We start from the raw sequence: 17,287 nt of genomic DNA on the forward strand, positions 1-17,287 counted from the left end.
GTCAGCGGGGTTAGTTCTCTCGTCACCTTCCCTGCTACCCAAGCGGGACGGGTCCCCTTTCGAAGTATCAGGAGCGATGCGCATGTTCGAGCGGTTCACAGACCGAGCCCGACGAGTTGTCGTGCTGGCCCAGGAAGAGGCCCGCATGCTCTCCCACAACTACATCGGCACCGAGCACATCCTGCTCGGGCTGATCCACGAGGGCGAGGGCGTCGCCGCGAAGGCGCTCGAGAGCCTCGACATCTCCCTGGAGGCGGTGCGCGCCCAGGTCGAGGAGATCATCGGCCAGGGCCAGCAGGCCCCGAGCGGCCACATCCCGTTCACGCCGCGCGCCAAGAAGGTGCTGGAGCTGTCCCTGCGCGAGGCGCTGCAGCTCGGCCACTCCTACATCGGCACCGAGCACATCCTGCTCGGCCTGATCCGCGAGGGCGAGGGCGTCGCCGCCCAGGTGCTGCAGAAGCTCGGCGCCGACCTCAACCGGGTCCGCCAGCAGGTCATCCAGCTGCTCTCCGGGTTCCAGGGCAAGGAGTCCTCGCAGTCCGCCGCGGCCGCCACCGGCGCCGGCGGCGACGCGCCGTCCTCCTCGCTGGTGCTCGACCAGTTCGGCCGCAACCTGACCCAGGACGCCCGCGAGGGCAAGCTCGACCCGGTCATCGGTCGCGAGCAGGAGATCGAGCGGGTCATGCAGATCCTCTCGCGCCGCACGAAGAACAACCCCGTGCTGATCGGCGAGCCGGGCGTCGGCAAGACGACGATCGTCGAGGGCCTGGCCCAGGACATCGTCAAGGGCAACGTGCCCGAGACGCTGAAGGACAAGCAGATCTACACCCTCGACCTGGGTGCCCTGGTGGCCGGCTCGCGCTACCGCGGTGACTTCGAGGAGCGCCTGAAGAAGGTGCTGAAGGAGATCCGCACCCGCGGTGACATCGTGCTGTTCATCGACGAGATCCACACCCTCGTCGGGGCCGGTGCGGCCGAGGGCGCCATCGACGCCGCCAGCATCCTCAAGCCGATGCTGGCCCGGGGCGAGCTCCAGACCATCGGCGCGACCACCCTCGACGAGTACCGCAAGTACCTCGAGAAGGACGCCGCCCTGGAGCGCCGCTTCCAGCCGATCCAGGTCGCCGAGCCGTCGATCGCCCACACGATCGAGATGCTCAAGGGGCTGCGCGACCGCTACGAGGCCCACCACCGCGTCACGATCACCGACGAGGCGCTCGTGAGCGCCGCGACGCTGGCCGACCGCTACATCTCCGACCGGTTCCTCCCGGACAAGGCGATCGACCTGATCGACGAGGCCGGCTCGCGGCTGCGGATCCGCCGGATGACGGCTCCGTCCGACCTGCGCGAGTTCGACGACAAGATCGGCGACGTCCGCCAGCGCAAGGAGGCGGCGATCGACGGGCAGGACTTCGAGGCCGCGGCCCGCCTGCGCGACGAGGAGAAGCAGCTCATCCTGAAGAAGTCCGAGCGCGAGAAGCAGTGGCGCGCGGGCGACATGGACGAGGTCGCCGAGGTCGACGAGGAGCTGATCGCCGAGGTGCTCGCCGTGGCGACCGGCATCCCGATCGTCAAGCTCTCCGAGGAGGAGTCCTCGCGGCTGCTCAAGATGGAGGACGAGCTGCACAAGCGGGTCATCGGCCAGGACGAGGCGGTCAAGGCGCTCAGTCGCGCGATCCGTCGTACCCGGGCCGGGCTGAAGGACCCCAAGCGGCCCGGCGGGTCGTTCATCTTCGCCGGCCCCTCCGGTGTCGGCAAGACCTGGCTGTCCAAGACGCTCGCCGAGTTCCTCTTCGGCGACGAGGACTCGCTGATCCAGCTCGACATGAGCGAGTTCGGCGAGAAGCACACCGTCTCGCGGCTGTTCGGCTCGCCTCCCGGCTACGTCGGCTACGAGGAGGGCGGCCAGCTCACCGAGAAGGTGCGGCGCAAGCCGTTCTCCGTGGTCCTCTTCGACGAGGTCGAGAAGGCCCACCCGGACATCTTCAACAGCCTGCTCCAGATCCTGGAGGAGGGGCGGCTCACCGACTCTCAGGGCCGGATCGTCGACTTCAAGAACACCGTCATCATCATGACGACCAACCTCGGCACCCGTGACATCAACAAGTCCGTCAACCTGGGCTTCCAGCAGACGGGCGACGCCGCGGGCTCCTACGAGCGGATGAAGAGCAAGGTGTCGGAGGAGCTCAAGCAGCACTTCCGGCCCGAGTTCCTCAACCGGGTCGACGAGATCATCGTGTTCCCGCCGCTGTCGCAGGCGCAGATCGTCCAGATGGTCGACAACATGATCGCCTCGGTCGAGCTGCGGATGCGCGATCGCGACATGAAGCTCGAGCTCACGCAGGCCGCCAAGGACCTGCTCGCGGTTCGTGGCTTCGACCCGGTCCTCGGCGCCCGGCCGCTGCGGCGCACGATCCAGCGCGAGATCGAGGACACCCTCGCCGAGAAGATGCTCTTCGGCGAGGTCGGTCCCGGCATGATCGTGCTGGTCGACGTCGAGGGCGAGGGCCCGACCGCGACGTTCACCTTCGACGGCCAGAAGGTCGGAGAGCTGCCCGACCTGCCCCCGTTCGAGACGGCCGAGATCGGCGGTTCGGAGCTCGAGGGCCCCGACGACTCCGACAGCGGCACCGACGTCCCGAAGGCCAACGGCCCCGACGCCTGATCCTGCACCACCCGCTCCACCCCGTCGGCCCGGCAGTCACCTGCCGGGCCGACGGCCATTTCGCCGTCCACAGGTCAGGGGAGGGCGTAGGTGTCCGGGCCGGCGGGGACGACCAGGCCGTCGGCGACCAGGCCGGCCAGGCAGCGGACCCGCTGGGCCTCCTCGGTCCACGCGGCGTCCAGTCGGCTGCGGTGCACCGGGCCGGGGTCGTCGCGCAGCACCGCGAGCAGCCGGCCGCGGCACTGGCGGTCCGTGCCGGCCCAGGTCTGCACCTTCCGCGGCGGCCCGTCGTACGGCGGATGGCCGGCGGTCCGCCACGCGCAGGCGTCGCGGACCGGGCATGCCTCGCAGCGCGGCTTGGTGGCCGTGCACACCAGGGCCCCGAGCTCCATCAGGGCGATCGACCAGGTGGCCGCGGTCGGCTCGTCGAGGGGGAGCAGCTCCGCGGCCACCTCGCGCTCGGCCCTGGTGACGGCCGTGGCCGGCAGCTCCACGCCCTGGACGACGCGGGCCAGGACTCGCCGCACGTTCGTGTCGAGGACGACGTGCCGGCGTCCGAAGGCGAAGGTGGCGATCGCTGCGGCCGTGTAGTCGCCGATGCCGGACAGGGCGCGGAGGTCGTCGTACGACGAGGGCACCTCGCCCCCGTGGTCGGCGACGATCGCGACCGCGGCGGCGTGCAGCCGCAGCGCCCGACGGGGGTAGCCGAGCCGACCCCAGGCCCGGACCGCCTCACCCACCGGCTCGGCCGCGAGGTCGGCGGGGGTGGGCCAGCGGGTCAGCCAGGCCTCGTGCACCGGGAGGACCCGCGCCACGGGTGTCTGCTGGAGCATGAACTCCGAGACCATCACCGACCACGCGGACGCCTGCGGACCGCGCCACGGCAGCTCGCGGGCGTGGTCGTCGTACCACCGCAGGAGGGGGTCGTGAAGGTCGCTCATCGGCGCCATTGTGGCCCGGCCGCCCGAGCCTCGGTGTGGCACCCCGGCCAGAGGCGTCGCGCTGGATAGCGTGGGCACCATGACCGCTCCGACTCGCGGGCCGCTGACCCGCGGGCCGCTCCCCGCCCAGGTCTACTGGCGCCGTCGCCTGGCCGTGCTCGGTGTGGCGGTGCTGCTCGTGGTGGGCGTCGCCCGGCTCCTCGGCTCCGGCAGCGACGGCTCGTCCGCGTCGGACCGGGCCGAGCTCGCCGACGCGCCCGCCTCCGCGGCGTCGAGCGCCACCTCCGACCCGACGACCTCGCCGACCCCCACCCCGAGCGCCTCACCGACCCCGGTGGCCCCCACGAGCACGGCGCCCGTCCCGGCCGTTCCCGACGGCCCGTGCGTCGACAGCGACGTCGCGGTCACCCCCGAGGTCACCGAGGCCGTGGCCGGCCCCCGCCACGGGGTGACGATCGCCCTGCAGGTCCGCACGATCACCGACGAGGCCTGCACCTGGACGGTCTCGGCGCGGACCCTGACCATGAAGATCACCTCGGGCAAGGACGACATCTGGTCCAGTCGCGAGTGCCCCCGGGTGCTGCCGAAGCAGCAGGTCACCCTGCGGCGGGCGGAGTCCACCACGCTGAACGTCACGTGGAACGCTCGGCGTTCTGACGAGGAGTGCTCGAAGCTGACCGCCTGGGCGATGCCGGGCTTCTACCACGTGTCCGCGGCCGCGCTGGCCGGCGAGCCGTCCGAGGTGCAGTTCGAGCTGCTGGCCCCGCAGCCGGCCGTGGTCACCAAGACCGTCGAGCCGCGACAGGAGAAGGGCTCGAAGAAGGGCACGAAGAAGGACCGGAAGCCCACGACGCCGACCGAGGAGCCCGCGTCGACCGGGGAGCCTTCGGGGGCTGTCGAGCCGGACTGAGGGTCTGTTCGCTCTGGTCTGCTCGGGACACCTGATGGGTCTCGACACGCGCCTTGCGACTTCGTTCCTCAGTCGCAGCGCTCGCTCGACCACCATCGACGAGCCCGCTGACGCGTCCTCGTCACACGTAGCGTTCGAGAATCGTTGACTCGGCGAGGCGGGACAGCCCTTCGCGGACGCTCCGGGCACGCAGCTCGCCGACGCCCTCGACGGCCTGGAGGTCGTCGATGCCGGCGGAGAGCAGCTTCTGGAGGGTGCCGAAGTGGTCGACCAGCCGGTCGACGACCGACCCGGGGAGTCGCGGGACCTTGGCCAGCAGGCGGTAGCCGCGGGGCGCGACCGCTCCGTCGAGGTGCTCGCCGTTGCCGAGGCCCAGGACCCGCGCCGCGGAGGCCGGGTCGACCAGCTCGGTGGCGGAGAGCGCCTCGAGCTTGGTGAGCAGCTCCTCGGGGCTGCGGGTCCGGCGGCCGGAGGGGAGGTAGTCGCGGATGACCAGCTCGCGCTCGGCGTCCACGCCGGTGACCAGCTCCTCCAGCTGCAGCGAGAGCAGGCGGCCGTCGGTGCCGAGCTCCAAGACGTAGTCCTCGATCTCGCGGGCGATCCGGGTGACCATCTCCAGGCGTTGGGCGACCACGGCGACGTCGCGCACGGTCACCAGGTCCTCGATCTCGAGCGCGGACAGCGTGCTGGAGACCTCGTCGAGGCGGAGCTTGTAGCGCTCCAGGGTCGCGAGGGCCTGGTTGGCGCGGGAGAGGATCTGGCCGGAGTCCTCCAGCACGTGGCGCGTCTCGCCGACGTAGGCCGCGATGATCTGCATCGACTGGGACACCGAGATGACCGGGAAGCCGGTCTGGCGCGCGACCCGGTCGGCCGTGCGGTGCCGGGTGCCGGTCTCCTCGGACGGGATGGTGTGGTCGGGCATCAGGTGGACCGCGGCCCGGATGATCCGGGTGAGGTCCTTGTCGACGATGATGCCGCCGTCCATCTTGGCCAGCTCGCGCAGGCCGGTGGCGGTGAACGGGACGTCGAGGACGAAGCCGCCGGTCGAGATCGACTCGACCGTCTTGTCGTTGCCCAGGACGATGAGCGCCCCGGTGCGGCCGCGCAGGATGCGCTCGAGGCCGTCACGCATGGCGGTGCCGGGGGCGATCGAGGCCAGGGTGGCTCGCAGGCGGAGCACCTCGTCCGAGCGGTCGGTGGCCAAGCCGGATCCCTTCGTCACCCTGGCGGAACGCGTCGTGTCCGCGTGCTCACCTTAACCGTCCGAGACGTCCCGGAGCGGCCGTTGCCGCCCGTCGGTCAGCTTCAGCAGTCGCAGCGCGGTGTCGACGTCGGGCACTTCGATCACCCGCATGCCGTCGACCATCCGGCTCTCCTGGCGCTGCGCGGCCCACGCGGGGGAGCGGCTGCCGGGCTGGGCGGGGACGACGGCGACCTGGAAGCCGAGCCGCGCCGCCTCGGCGAGTCGCTGGGGGAGGTCGCGGACCCGGCGCAGCTCGCCGGCCAGCCCGATCTCGCCCATGGCCACCACGCCGCGCGGCGGGACGGCGCCCTGGCTGGCCGAGGCGAGGGCGACGGCCATGGCGAGGTCGACCGCCGGCTCGCTCAGCTTGGCGCCACCGACCGTGGAGGCGAAGACGTCCTGGTTGTGGAACCGGATCCCGCAGTGCTGCTGCAGCACCGCCATCACCATCGCCATCCGCGACCCGTCGAGGCCCGAGGTGGTACGGCGGGGGCGCTCCAGCGCGGAGACGGTGACGAGGGCCTGGACCTCGGCCAGCAGCGGGCGCCGGCCCTCCATCGTGACCGCGACGCAGGTCCCGGGGACCTGGGCGTGGTGGTTCTCGACGAACAGCCCGGTCGGGTCGGTGACGGCGTTGATGCCGTCGCTGGAGAGGTCGAAGCAGCCGACCTCGTCGATCGGGCCGAAGCGGTTCTTCATCGCCCGCACCATGCGGAACCGGGAGTTGCGGTCGCCCTCGAAGTGGAGGACCACGTCGACGAGGTGCTCCAGCACCCGGGGGCCGGCGATCGAGCCGTCCTTGGTGACGTGGCCGACCATCACGGTCGTGATGTTGCGGGTCTTGGCGACCCGGATGAGCGCGGCGGCCACCTCCTTGACCTGGGTGACCCCGCCGGGGACGCCTTCGATGCCGGAGGCGCCGATGGTCTGCACCGAGTCGACGACCAGCAGGGTGGGCCGGACCTCCTCGATGTGGGTCAGCACCGCGCCCAGATCGGTCTCGGCCGCGAGGTAGAGCTCGTCGTGGACGCCACCGGTCCGGTCGGCGCGCAGCCGGACCTGGGACGCGGACTCCTCACCGGTGACGTAGAGCGTGCGGTGGCGGGTGCGCGCGGTCTGCGCGGCGACCTCCAGCAGCAGCGTGCTCTTGCCGACGCCGGGCTCGCCGGCCAGCAGGATCGCGGCTCCCGGGACCAGGCCACCGCCGAGGACCCGGTCGAGCTCGGGCACGCCGCTGGTGCGGAACGCCGACTCGGAGACCGACACCTCGCCGATCGGGACCGCCTTGGTGGTCACCGGCGCCGCGGCGGTGCGGAGGGTGGGTGCCGCGGCCTCGGCCACCGAGCCCCACGCCTGGCACTCGCCGCACCGGCCGACCCACTTGCCGGTCTCCCAGCCGCACTCGGCGCAGCGGTAGGCGGGACGCGGCGACTTGGGTGCGGGCTTCGGCATGTCCCCGACCGTAGGGGACGGCGCCGACAACGCCGGGACACCCGCGCGGGCGGCGGCGGACGGGCCCGTCCGGAGATCGGGCGCGCGGCCGCCGTACCGTCGTTATGCTGCCTTGGATCGATCAAGGCTGGAGGGCGGATGGGCAGGATGCCGGGACGTGTCCCGTCGGCCCCGCCGACCCTGGCCGACGTCGCGGAGCTGGCCGGCGTCTCGCGCCAGACGGTGTCGAACGCGGTCAACAACCCCGACCTGCTGCGCAGCGACACGCTGCTGCGGGTGCAGGACGCGATCGCGACGCTCGGCTACCTGCCCAACCGGGCCGCCCGCAACCTGCGCACCCGCTCCTCGCACCTCATCGGCCTGCGGATCACGGCCGCCCAGGAGGGCACGGCCAACGCGACCATGGACCGGTTCGTCCACTCGTTGGTCGACACCTCGCGGGAGGCCGGCTACCACGTGCTGCTCTTCGCCGGCGACCCCCTCGACCCCCTCGCCGGGTACGACGACCTCCTCCGCTCGACCGCCGTCGACGCGTTCGTGGTGACCGACACCTACCTCGGCAACCCGCAGGCCGCGTGGCTGCAGACCCGCCGCGCGCCGTTCGTGGCCTTCGGCCGGCCCTGGGCCGACCCGGAGGCCACCCACCCGTGGGTCGACGTCGACGGTGCCGCCGGCTGCGACCTGGCGACCTCCCACCTCCTCGACCGCGGCCACCAGCGGGTCGCGTGGATCGGCTGGCGCAAGGACTCCTTCATCGGCGAGGACCGGCGCTCGGGGTGGAGCCGGGCGATGCGGTCGCGGGGGCTGCCGACCACCGGCCTGGCCTCCCGGGTCGAGGACACGGTGTCGTCCGGGCGCGAGGCCAGCGCGGTACTGCTCGACGAGGCGCACCCGTCGGCCTTCGTCTGCGCCAGCGACACGCTGGCCATGGGGGTCCTGCACACCCTGTCCCAGCGCGGGCTGGTCCCGGGGCGCGACGTCGCCGTGGTCGGCTTCGACGACTCCCAGGTGGCGCAGGTCGTCCCGCCCGGCCTGACCTCGGTGCGCCAGCCGCTGGAGGACGTCGCCGCCGAGGTCGTCACCGCCCTCGAGAGCCTCCTCGGCCACCCGCCGGCGGCCCACCCCGGCGTCCTGCTGGAGCCGACCCTGGCGGTCCGCGGCTCGTCGTAGGACTGGGCGGCGCGGGCAGGGGTAGGAAGCCCGCGTGCTGATCCCCCTGTGGCTCCCGTGGGCCGTCGTCGCCGCGGCCGTGCTGTACGCCTTCCTGGCTCCCGGCGAGGCCCTGTCCGTCCCCGACCTGGGCCGCCGGGCGGTGGCCGTCGTCGCGATCGCGGTCGCCCTGGGCGTCACCGTGGACCGCTACTCCGTCAGCGAGACGGAGCTGTACGACGCGACCCTGCACGTCACCGCTCCCCTCGACGGTCGCGCCGGCTACGTCTTGTCGCCGAGCGTCCGGGTGCTGGTCGAGGAGCGGCTCGGGCAGGAGGTCCTCCTCGAAAGCGTCACCGCCGACGACGCGGTCAGCCCGTACGAGCAGGTCAGCGAGCTCGAGGTCCGGGCGGGGGAGGGGGGTCCCGTCGCGTGCCTGGAGCTGCGGACCGCGCTGAGCAAGACGGGCCCCCCGATCACCTACACGTCGGTCCAGGCCGGCGCCTGCCGCCGGTCGGACTAGTAGTCCTTCGACCAGACGTTGACCGCGTAGTCGACCTCGGTGCCCTCGTGCCCGGCGAGGGCGGCCTCGGCGGCGCCGGGCGTCAGCTCGATCCGGACGACCGCCTCGAGGTCCGCGCGCGAGGAGAAGGACCACCGCATGTCCACCGGCGTACGACGCCAGCCGCGGCCCGTCCAGAACCGCTGCACCGCCTCGGGGTCGACCTCCGGGAAGGACCGGCGGAACCAGCCGCCGAAGGTCGAGCGGGTCGGGTCGTTGTCGATGACGAACGCCGTGCCGCCCCGCCGTACGACGCGGTCGAGCTCGGCCAGCCCCGGCTCGCAGCCCGGCCCGAAGAAGTAGGCCCACCGGGCGTGCACGACGTCGACGGACGCGTCCGGCAGCGGCAGGTCCTGGGCGGTGCCCTGCAGCACCGAGACGTGCCGCAGCCGCTTGGTCCGGCGCCGGGCGATGGCGGCCAGGTCGTGGTGCGGCTCGACGCCGAAGACCGAGGCGGCGGCCTCGGCGAAGCGCGGCAGGTGGAAGCCGGTGCCGCAGCCGACGTCGAGCACGGTCCGGCCGGCCCAGGACGCCTGCGCGGCCATCGTCGTCTCGAGGAGGCCGTCAGGGTCGACGGCCCGGTTCTCGATCTCGTACGTCGCCGTGTGGTGCCAGATGTTGGGGCTCGGCCGGGCCCCGGGGGAGACGCCTCGCGAGCCGGATCCGGATCTCGACACGCCCGTCACGACCTCGTTCCTCGGTCGTGGGGCTGCTCGATCCGATCTCCCCGCGCAGCCCGTTCGTTCCTCACGGCCTGCTGGCGATCAGATGCGGACGAGGCCGTTCGGGGTCTGCACCTGCGCCGCGATCACGCCGGGCGTGCCGTGCGGGGCGACCCACTCGACCTTGACGTCCTCCAGCGGCGCCTCGACGGTCTCGCCGAGCCACTCGCTGACCCGCTGGGGGTCACCGGCGATCTCCAGGCAGGCCAGGGAGTAGGCGCCGTCGGCACCGGCGCTGGGCCGCTGCTCGACCGGGCTCTGCCACTCGATGAAGAACGGCAGCTGCGGGTCGGCGATCAGGCCGTGGACGCCGATCTGCTTCCAGCGCAGGTCGGTGCCGTCGGGGACGTGCCGGTTGCCCTGCACGGCCTCGCGGCCGAGCCGGGTCTCGACGGTGCTGATGTCGGGCACGGAGACGACCCAGCCGAGCCAGCCGCCGCCGAGGGCCGAGCGGGCCCGGACGGCCTGGCCGAACGGCGCCTTGTCGGAGGCGGGGTGGTCGAGCACCTCGACGATCTCCAGGTAGGTGCCGCCGCCGAGGGCGAGCGTCATGTTGCGGGTGCCGAAGCGGGGGTGCACGCCGCCGTCGACGAAGGACCGGCCGAGCAGGGCCCCGATGCGCTGGGCGGTGCTCGCGAGGCCATCCGGTCCGGCTGCGTAAGAGAGATGGTCCAGGCGCATGCCACAGATTGTGGGCGACCGCCATGGGCCGACCGGACACCGGGGTCGGGTCTCTTGACGTCGAGAGGACGACGAAACGTTTCAGTAACGCAGCGCGGGTGTCAGCGCGGGTCGGCCGGGTGCAGCGCCAGCGCCGAGCGCGACCGCACGTGCGCCTCGCAGTGCCGGTGCAGCTCGTCGTACGCCTCCTGGCCCATCAGGGCCACCAGCTCGGGGGCGGAGGTGAGGTAGAGCGGCTCCACGGCGACGTGCGCCTCGGTGTTGCCGGTGCAGTACCAGTCGAGGTCGTGGCCGCCCGGGCCCCAGCCGCGCCGGTCGTACTCGCTGATCGACACCTCGGTGTACGACGTGCCGTCGGTGCGCTCCACCTCGCGGAAGGTACGACGGATCGGCAGCTGCCAGCAGACGTCCGGCTTGGTCTCCAGCGGGTTGAGCTCGAGCGTGAACGCCAGCGCGTGCAGCGCGCAGCCGGCGCCGGCGGCGAAGTCGGTGCGGTTGTGGAAGACGCAGGCCCGCTGGCCGTCGACCTCGACGGTCCGGGTCTTGCGCTCGCCCTCGTCGTCGAGCTCGACCCAGTCCTCGCGGCGCAGCTCGCCGGTGGGCCGGTGCTGCCAGAGCCCGTCGGTGAGCTGGTCGACGAAGCCGGCGACCCGCTCCTCGTCCTCGTCGTCGGCGAAGTGGGCGCCGAGGGTGCAGCAGCCGACGTCGGGGGCGTCGGCGTAGATGCCGGGGCAGCCCTGGCCGAAGATGCAGGTGTAGCTCGACGTCAGCCAGGTGAGGTCGCAGCGCAGCACCTCGGTCTCGTCGGCCGGGTTGACGAACTCCACCCAGGCGCGGGGGAACACCAGGTCGACCTCGGGCACCGACCCAGCCTACGGGCCCGGCACGCGGCGAGTACGTTGGAGCCATGCGCGTGGGCGTCCTCGACATCGGGTCCAACACCGGCCACCTGCTGGTGGTCGACGCCCACGGGGGCGCGGCCCCGCTCCCGGCGTACTCCCACAAGGAGCCGCTGCGCCTCGCCGAGCACCTCGACGACACCGGCGCGGTGACCCGGGACGGCATCGACGCCCTCACCGCCTTCACCGCCGGCGCGCTGGTCGTCGCGGAGGACAAGGGCTGCGAGGACATGCTCGCGTTCGCGACCTCGGCGGTCCGCGACGCCTCGAACTCCGACGCCGTGCTCGGCCACGTCCGCGAGCGCACCGGCGTCGACATCGGCGTGCTGTCGGGGGAGGACGAGGCCCGGCTGACCTTCCTCGCCGTACGACGGTGGTTCGGCTGGTCCGCCGGTCGCCTCGCCGTCTTCGACATCGGCGGCGGGTCGCTGGAGATCGCCGGCGGTGCGGACGAGGCCCCCGACGTGGCCTGGTCGATGCCGCTGGGCGCGGCCCGGCTGGCCCGCACCTGGTTCGGCGGCGGCCAGCCCGACGACGACGCGATCCGGCGGCTGCGCAAGGAGATCCGGGCCCAGATCGCCCGCGACGCCGGCAACCTCCTGCGCGCCGGCGTACCCGACCGGGCGGCCGCGACGTCGAAGACCTTCCGCTCGCTCGCGCGGATCTGCGGCGCGGCGCCGTCGGGCGACGGCGCGCTGGTGCCCCGCAGCCTGCCCTGCGCCGAGCTGTCCGAGTGGATCCCCAAGCTGGTGGCGATGTCCACGGCCGAGCTCGCCGACCTCCCGGGCGTCTCGCCGAGCCGGGCCCACCAGATCGTGCCGGGCGCGCTGGTCGCGGAGGCCTGCATGGACATCTTCGACCTGACCGAGCTGGAGATCTGCCCCTGGGCGCTCCGCGAGGGCGTGATCCTCGAGCGCCTCGACCAGCTGTCGGTCCTGGCGGGCTCATGACCGGCGTACGGGTCGGTCTGTCCACCTCCTCGGTCTACCCCGAGTCGTCGGCCCATGCCTTCGGCTACGCCGCCGCCGTCGGGTACGACGCCGTCGAGGTGATGGTCGGCATCGACGCGCTGAGCCAGCAGACCAGCGCGATCCTCCAGCTGTCCGAGCACCACGGGATCCCGGTCTCCGCCGTGCACGCCCCCTGCCTGCTCTTCACCCAGCGGGTCTGGGGCACCGAGCCGTGGGGCAAGCTGGAGCGCTCGGCCGAGATGGCCCACGACGTCGGCGCGGCGGTGGTCGTCGTACACCCGCCGTTCCGGTGGCAGAAGGAGTACGCCGCCAACTTCGTCAACGGGATCGCCGCGCTGGAGGAGTCGACCGGCATCGCCTTCGCCGTCGAGAACATGTATCCCTGGCGGGCCTCGCAGAAGCGGGGGATGGAGATGTACCTGCCCGGCTGGGACCCCTCCGCGGAGCCGTACGCCAACACCACCATCGATCTCTCCCACGCCGCGATCGCCCAGTCCGACGTCATCGCGATGGCCGAGCGGCTCGGCAGCCGGCTGCGCCACGTCCACCTCACCGACGGCACCGGCTCGGCCAAGGACGAGCACCTGGTGCCCGGCCGCGGCGGGATGGGCGCCGCGGCGTTCTTGGCGCACCTGGCGGCCACCGGCTTCAGCGGCGAGATCGTCGTCGAGATCAACACCCGGCGCTGCAGCACCCGCGAGGAGCGGGAGGCCGACCTGCGCGAGTCGCTGGAGTTCGCCCGCGAGCACTTCGCGGTCACGACCCCCTGACGGGTCAGCGGTCGGTGAGCCCGAGGCGCTCGCTGACCTCCTGCCAGGCGTCGAAGGCGACCTGCCAGTAGAGGTGGGCGTCGCGGTGCTCCGACCGCAGGGTGCGGTAGACCCCGAGGGACCCGGGGTCCGGGACCTGCCCTGTCGCGAGGGCGTCGGCGATGATCCGGGACTGGGCGTCGCGGCGGCGCCCGGCCTGCTCCAGGGCGTCGCTCGCCGAGCGCAGCGCCACCCGGGTGCGGGTCAGGTCGGGGCTGACGACTCCCCGGGGGAGCGGGAGCTCCTCGGGATCCGGCGCGGGCGAGCTCGGGTCGGCGAGCCGGGCCTCGAGCACGTGCACCTCACGGAGCAGTCGCCGCTCGCGCTCGGCCGAGCGGACCGAGTGGACCGCCACGCCGAGGTCGCGGCCGATGTCGAGGGCCGCCACGGCCTCGACCGAGGTCCAGTCGGGGCCCTCCGCGTCCCGGGTCAGCGCCAGCACCCCGAGGCACTGGTGGCCGGCGCCGAGCGGCACGAGCAGCACCGACTCGACGTCGAGGCTCGTGATGAAGGTCTCCACCGCGCGCGACTCGGCCTGGGTGAGCAGCCGGGACGGTCGCCGAGGGCTGAGCACGGTCGTGTGCTGGTGGTCCCAGAGCCGATGCGCCAGCTTGGCGGAGATCTGGTGGACCTCCGGGGTGAACTCGATCGTCCGGCCGTCGGCGGAGTAGACGGTGCTGCGGCCGAGTCCGTCCTCGTCGAAGGTCTGGATCCACATCCCGAGAGCGCCGAAGCCCTCGAGCAGCGCCGGTCGCGCCGTCTCGAGCACGTGCTGGAGCGAGCGCTCCTCCGACGCCTGGCGTACGACGTGCCGCGCGGTCTCGGCCAGGTGCAGCCGGTCGGCCAGCCGCTCGCGGTGGAGCGTGGCCGCGACCGCCCGCGAGGCATGCGCGGCGTACGCCTCGAAGACCCGCAGGGCGCCGGTGCCCGGCGCGGGGGTCCCCTGCGGCAGGTACGCCGTCAGCGCGCCGCGGACCTCGCCGTGCTCGTCGCGCAGCGGTGCGCGGAGCCGGTCCGGGAGGACCTCGAGGCCGGCTGCGGCCTCGGAGTCGGGGGATCGGACCTCGTCGCCCGCGCTCGCCACGACGTCGAGGTGGCCGTCGTCGCGGACGATCTCCGCGGTCGCCAGGGTCGCGCCGGTGAACGCAGCGACACCCTCGGCGATCAGCTGGAGCGCGTCGTACGACGGCAGCGAAGTCGGTTCTGCCACGGACAATCCCCCACGTCACCCCCCGGTGCAGTTCGGGTCGATCTTCCCCCACCTCCCCGTCACAGGGGAACCGGGTCGGGCGAATCCGTTCAGCTGGCGCGTGCCGCCGCCCCCGGTCGGGCCTGGTAGACCGACGACTTGCCGGCCGGGATCCGGTCCCACGCGTCGTCGACGCCCATGGTCATCTCGGCGGCACCCAGGAACAGGTAGCCGTCGGGAGCCATCACGTCGCGGACCCGGCGCAGGATGTCGCGCTTGGTCTGGACGTCGAAGTAGATGAGGACGTTGCGGAGGAAGACGACGTCGAACTTGCCCATCGGCGGGAACGGCCGGGTCAGGTTGGCGGTGCGGAAGCTGACGCCCTGCTTGATACTCGGGTGGATCCGCCAGCCGGCCCCGGCGCGCTCGAAGTGGCGCACGAGGGAGGTGGCGGGCAGGCCGCGGTTGACCTCCAGCTGGGAGTACTCGCCGGTGCTGGCGCGCTTGACCATCGCCTCGGACAGGTCGGTGCCGATCACCTCGAGCTTCCAGCCGGAGACGGCCGGGGTCTCCGAGGCGACCATCGAGATGCTGTAGGCCTCCTGCCCGCTGGAGCAGGCGGCCGACCAGACGCGCAGCTGGCGGCTCGGCCGGCTCTTCGCGAGGGTCGGGAAGACGGTGGTCTTCAGCGTGTTGAACGGGTCCGCGTCGCGGAACCAGGACGTCTCGTTGGTGGTCAGCGCCTCGACGACCGCGCGCAGCGCGGCCGGGTTGCGGCGGCTCTGGAGCTCGGCCACGTAGCTGTCGACGTCGGTGTGTCCGGCCGCCTTGGCCAGCGGGATCAGCCGCGACTCGACCAGGTACTCCTTGCCAGCGTTCAGGACGATGGCGCTCTCCGTGCGTACGACGTCGCACACGAAGGAGAAGGAGGCCGTGCTGATGCTCATGAGTTCCGTCCCGTCATGACGGCGATCCCGGACGGCACCAGCCGTCGCGCGATCGCGGCTGCGATCTGATCCAGCGGAAGGATCTCCTCCGCCAGGCCTGCGCCGGCGATGGCGCCGGGCATTCCCCAGACCACGGACGTGGCCTGGTCCTGGGCGACGACGCTCCCGCCGGCTGCGACGATCGGCGCAGCGCCCTTGGCGCCGTCCGATCCCATGCCGGTGAGGACGACGGCGAGCGTGGCCGCCCCTGTGACGTGTGCCGCACTGCGGAACAGCACGTCGACCGCGGGCCGGCAGAAGTTCTCGGCGGGCCCCTGGGAGAGCTTGGTGACCAGGCCGCGGGCGTCGCGGACGACCTCCATGTGGAAGTCACCCGGCGCGATCGCGACCATGCCCGGTCGGAGCACCTGGTTGTGCTCGGCCTCGACGACGTCGAAGCGGGTCTGCCGGTCGAGGCGCTGCGCGAACTGGCGGGTGAAGAGCGGCGGCATGTGCTGGACCAGGGCGATCGGCACCGGCAGCGGCGGGAGGGCCGTGAGCAGCTTCTGGACCGCGTCCGGTCCGCCGGTCGAGCTGCCGACGACGAGGAGCTTGTGGCCACCGGCCGGCACGGGGGCGGCGGGGCGCAGCGACACCGGGCCGCCGGTCGGGGCGGGGCGCGCGGTGGCGCCGGCCTGGGGCGCGGCGGCGAGACCGCGGGACGGCACGAGCGCCTTGATCCGGGGGATCAGCGCGTCCCGGACCTGCTCCATCGAGCGGCCGACGCTGCCGACGTTGGCCGGCTTGGCGACGTAGTCGGAGGCACCGGCGGCCAGGGCGTCCAGGGTGGCGGAGGCGCCGCGCTCGGTGAGGGTGCTGAACATGATGATCGGGACCGTGTGACCGGCCGCGCGGATGCGTCGTACGCCCTCGATGCCGTCGACCTCGGGCATCTCCACGTCCATGGTCACCAGGTCGGGGCGCAGCTGCTCGATCTTCTGCAGCGAGGCCCGGCCGTTGATCGCCGTACCGACGACCTCGATCGCGGGGTCGTCGTTGAGGACGCCGCTGACGAGCCGACGGATGACCACCGAGTCGTCGGTGACGAGCACACGGATCTTGCTCACGTGGGTGTCCATTCCTGTCGGTGGCCGCGGCACCAGCGGAGTGGCGGTGCGTCCGAAGCATCGGCGCGCCGACGGGCGACCTGAGGAAGTAGGACGGCGGCCTACGCCGCGGGCCCGGCCTCGCGCCAGGGGCGCAGCAGCACGTCCGCGGTCTCGTCGGCGAGCAGGTCGGCGGCGACGGTCGCCTGGACCACGCCGGACAGGGCGTTCCAGACGCCGTACGCCGCGTCCTGGAGCGTGAAGCCGGCCTGCCGGAAGGCCATGGCGGCCGCGAGCTGCGCGTCGGCGCCGGCGCGCAGCCGGTCGGCGAGCGAGAGGGCCCAGGTGGCGTCGTGCATCGCGGGGGCCCACTCGGCGGTGCGGGCGCGGTGGCGCTCGACGCTCTCCCGCCAGGCCCGGCGGGTGGCCTCGTCGGCCGAGAGCAGGTCCTGCAGCACCGGGTCCACGGCGGGCACGGCGGTGCGGCCCGGGTCGTCGGGCAGGGCGAGGCCGGCCAGCAGGAAGGGCCGGCTCATGGCTCGGCGGACGCCGTCGGGCAGCTCGGTCCCGAGGTAGGCGGCGACGGCGGCATCGGACAGGACGTCGGCCGCGAGGGAGGCGACGGGGTCCTGGGAGAGCAGGCCGCCGGACCCGATCCAGGTCCAGTCGAGGAGGTCGCGTCGGACGAACCGGTCGACGGCGTCGGCGTCGCCGATCCGGCTGGTCTCGAGACGGCGCAGGAGGGTGGTGTCGCCGTCGACGGCCCCGTCGAGGGCCGCGCCGGCGAGGCCGAGCGCGCTGCCGACCTGCCAGGGCGCGTCGGTGGCGTCGGGAACGCGGGTACGACGCCAGTCCTCGCGGACCCGGTCACCCGGGTGCGCGTCGGCCAGCCGGTCGACCTCCGACGGACCGGCGGCGAGCCCGGTCCGCAGGACGACGGCGACCAGCTCGCCCCCGGGGGAGCGGGTCAGGTCGAAGCCGATGGTCGACGAGCCGACTAGCGAGTACACGGGGCCATCCTTCCGCAGTGGTCCGGTGAACCGTCGCGGTGGGACGGCCCCG

16 protein-coding genes are annotated in these 17,287 nt (G+C 73.0%); 6 read left to right on the forward strand and 10 right to left on the reverse strand.

Annotated elements, in window-relative coordinates; translation table 11 throughout:
- Positions 1-82 precede the first annotated feature (82 nt).
- The gene (locus V7S47_RS22140; protein ID WP_336563602.1) at positions 83-2,665 is read left to right on the forward strand and encodes an ATP-dependent Clp protease ATP-binding subunit; all 2,583 of its coding nucleotides are present in this window, start codon (positions 83-85) and stop codon (positions 2,663-2,665) included.
- A gap of 74 nt (positions 2,666-2,739) precedes the next feature.
- Here V7S47_RS22140 and V7S47_RS22145 read toward each other — a convergent pair whose 3' ends face one another.
- A complete protein-coding gene (locus V7S47_RS22145) occupies positions 2,740-3,606 on the reverse strand; it encodes an A/G-specific adenine glycosylase (protein WP_336563603.1) in 867 nt (288 codons plus the stop codon).
- Positions 3,607-3,685: 79 nt separating this feature from the next.
- On the opposite strand from V7S47_RS22145, the gene V7S47_RS22150 reads away from it, so the two are divergent.
- Complete coding sequence (locus V7S47_RS22150; RefSeq protein WP_336563604.1) at positions 3,686-4,516, forward strand: hypothetical protein; 831 nt, start codon at positions 3,686-3,688, stop codon at positions 4,514-4,516.
- A 121-nt stretch (positions 4,517-4,637) separates the two neighbouring features.
- On the opposite strand, the gene disA is transcribed toward V7S47_RS22150, so the two are convergent.
- Together disA and radA are read right to left on the reverse strand one after the other, a co-directional pair.
- A complete protein-coding gene (gene disA, locus V7S47_RS22155; RefSeq protein WP_090853561.1) occupies positions 4,638-5,720 on the reverse strand; it encodes a DNA integrity scanning diadenylate cyclase DisA in 1,083 nt (360 codons plus the stop codon).
- Between the two features lie 51 nt (positions 5,721-5,771).
- Positions 5,772-7,211, reverse strand: a complete 1,440-nt coding sequence (radA, locus tag V7S47_RS22160) for a DNA repair protein RadA (protein ID WP_336563605.1) — start codon at positions 7,209-7,211, stop codon at positions 5,772-5,774.
- Positions 7,212-7,358: 147 nt separating this feature from the next.
- Between radA and V7S47_RS22165 the strand changes: the two genes are divergently transcribed.
- Positions 7,359-8,381, forward strand: a complete 1,023-nt coding sequence (locus V7S47_RS22165) for a LacI family DNA-binding transcriptional regulator (RefSeq protein WP_244509313.1) — start codon at positions 7,359-7,361, stop codon at positions 8,379-8,381.
- 34 nt (positions 8,382-8,415) lie between these two features.
- A complete protein-coding gene (locus tag V7S47_RS22170) occupies positions 8,416-8,883 on the forward strand; it encodes a hypothetical protein (RefSeq protein WP_336563606.1) in 468 nt (155 codons plus the stop codon).
- Here the strand turns inward: V7S47_RS22170 and V7S47_RS22175 are convergent.
- From V7S47_RS22175 to V7S47_RS22185, 3 genes are all read right to left on the reverse strand, one after another.
- Positions 8,880-9,608: a class I SAM-dependent methyltransferase gene (locus V7S47_RS22175; RefSeq protein ID WP_336563607.1), complete on the reverse strand. Its 729-nt coding sequence runs from the start codon at positions 9,606-9,608 to the stop codon at positions 8,880-8,882. The two genes, V7S47_RS22170 and V7S47_RS22175, sit on opposite strands and share 4 nt — an antisense overlap.
- A 78-nt stretch (positions 9,609-9,686) precedes the next feature.
- The gene (locus V7S47_RS22180; RefSeq protein ID WP_090853548.1) at positions 9,687-10,325 is read right to left on the reverse strand and encodes a VOC family protein; all 639 of its coding nucleotides are present in this window, start codon (positions 10,323-10,325) and stop codon (positions 9,687-9,689) included.
- A gap of 101 nt (positions 10,326-10,426) precedes the next feature.
- A complete protein-coding gene (locus tag V7S47_RS22185; RefSeq protein ID WP_336563608.1) occupies positions 10,427-11,188 on the reverse strand; it encodes a hypothetical protein in 762 nt (253 codons plus the stop codon).
- A gap of 44 nt (positions 11,189-11,232) precedes the next feature.
- Here V7S47_RS22185 and V7S47_RS22190 point away from each other — a divergent pair, with 44 nt between their 5' ends.
- Both V7S47_RS22190 and V7S47_RS22195 read left to right on the forward strand, forming a co-directional pair.
- Positions 11,233-12,174 carry a Ppx/GppA phosphatase family protein gene (locus V7S47_RS22190; RefSeq protein WP_336563609.1) on the forward strand — a complete coding sequence of 314 codons (942 nt, stop codon included), beginning with the start codon at positions 11,233-11,235 and terminating at the stop codon, positions 12,172-12,174.
- A complete protein-coding gene (locus V7S47_RS22195) occupies positions 12,171-12,965 on the forward strand; it encodes a sugar phosphate isomerase/epimerase family protein (RefSeq protein ID WP_336563611.1) in 795 nt (264 codons plus the stop codon). Before V7S47_RS22190 ends, V7S47_RS22195 begins: the two co-directional genes overlap by 4 nt.
- A gap of 4 nt (positions 12,966-12,969) precedes the next feature.
- Here V7S47_RS22195 and V7S47_RS22200 read toward each other — a convergent pair whose 3' ends face one another.
- The 4 genes from V7S47_RS22200 to V7S47_RS22215 all read right to left on the reverse strand — a co-directional run bounded on the left by V7S47_RS22200 (position 12,970) and on the right by V7S47_RS22215 (position 17,235).
- The gene (locus tag V7S47_RS22200; RefSeq protein WP_336563612.1) at positions 12,970-14,214 is read right to left on the reverse strand and encodes a hypothetical protein; all 1,245 of its coding nucleotides are present in this window, start codon (positions 14,212-14,214) and stop codon (positions 12,970-12,972) included.
- A gap of 89 nt (positions 14,215-14,303) precedes the next feature.
- On the reverse strand, positions 14,304-15,140 hold the full coding sequence (locus tag V7S47_RS22205; protein ID WP_336563613.1) for a CheR family methyltransferase: 837 nt from the start codon (positions 15,138-15,140) through the stop codon (positions 14,304-14,306).
- The gene (locus V7S47_RS22210) at positions 15,137-16,246 is read right to left on the reverse strand and encodes a protein-glutamate methylesterase/protein-glutamine glutaminase (protein WP_336563614.1); all 1,110 of its coding nucleotides are present in this window, start codon (positions 16,244-16,246) and stop codon (positions 15,137-15,139) included. Before V7S47_RS22210 ends, V7S47_RS22205 begins: the two co-directional genes overlap by 4 nt.
- A gap of 101 nt (positions 16,247-16,347) precedes the next feature.
- Positions 16,348-17,235 carry a hypothetical protein gene (locus V7S47_RS22215; protein ID WP_336563615.1) on the reverse strand — a complete coding sequence of 296 codons (888 nt, stop codon included), beginning with the start codon at positions 17,233-17,235 and terminating at the stop codon, positions 16,348-16,350.
- Positions 17,236-17,287: the final 52 nt, after the last annotated feature.

Origin of the sequence: Nocardioides sp. CCNWLW216 (assembly GCF_037120545.1) — a bacterium.
In the GTDB taxonomy this organism is placed as follows: Bacteria; Actinomycetota; Actinomycetes; order Propionibacteriales; family Nocardioidaceae; genus Nocardioides; species Nocardioides lianchengensis.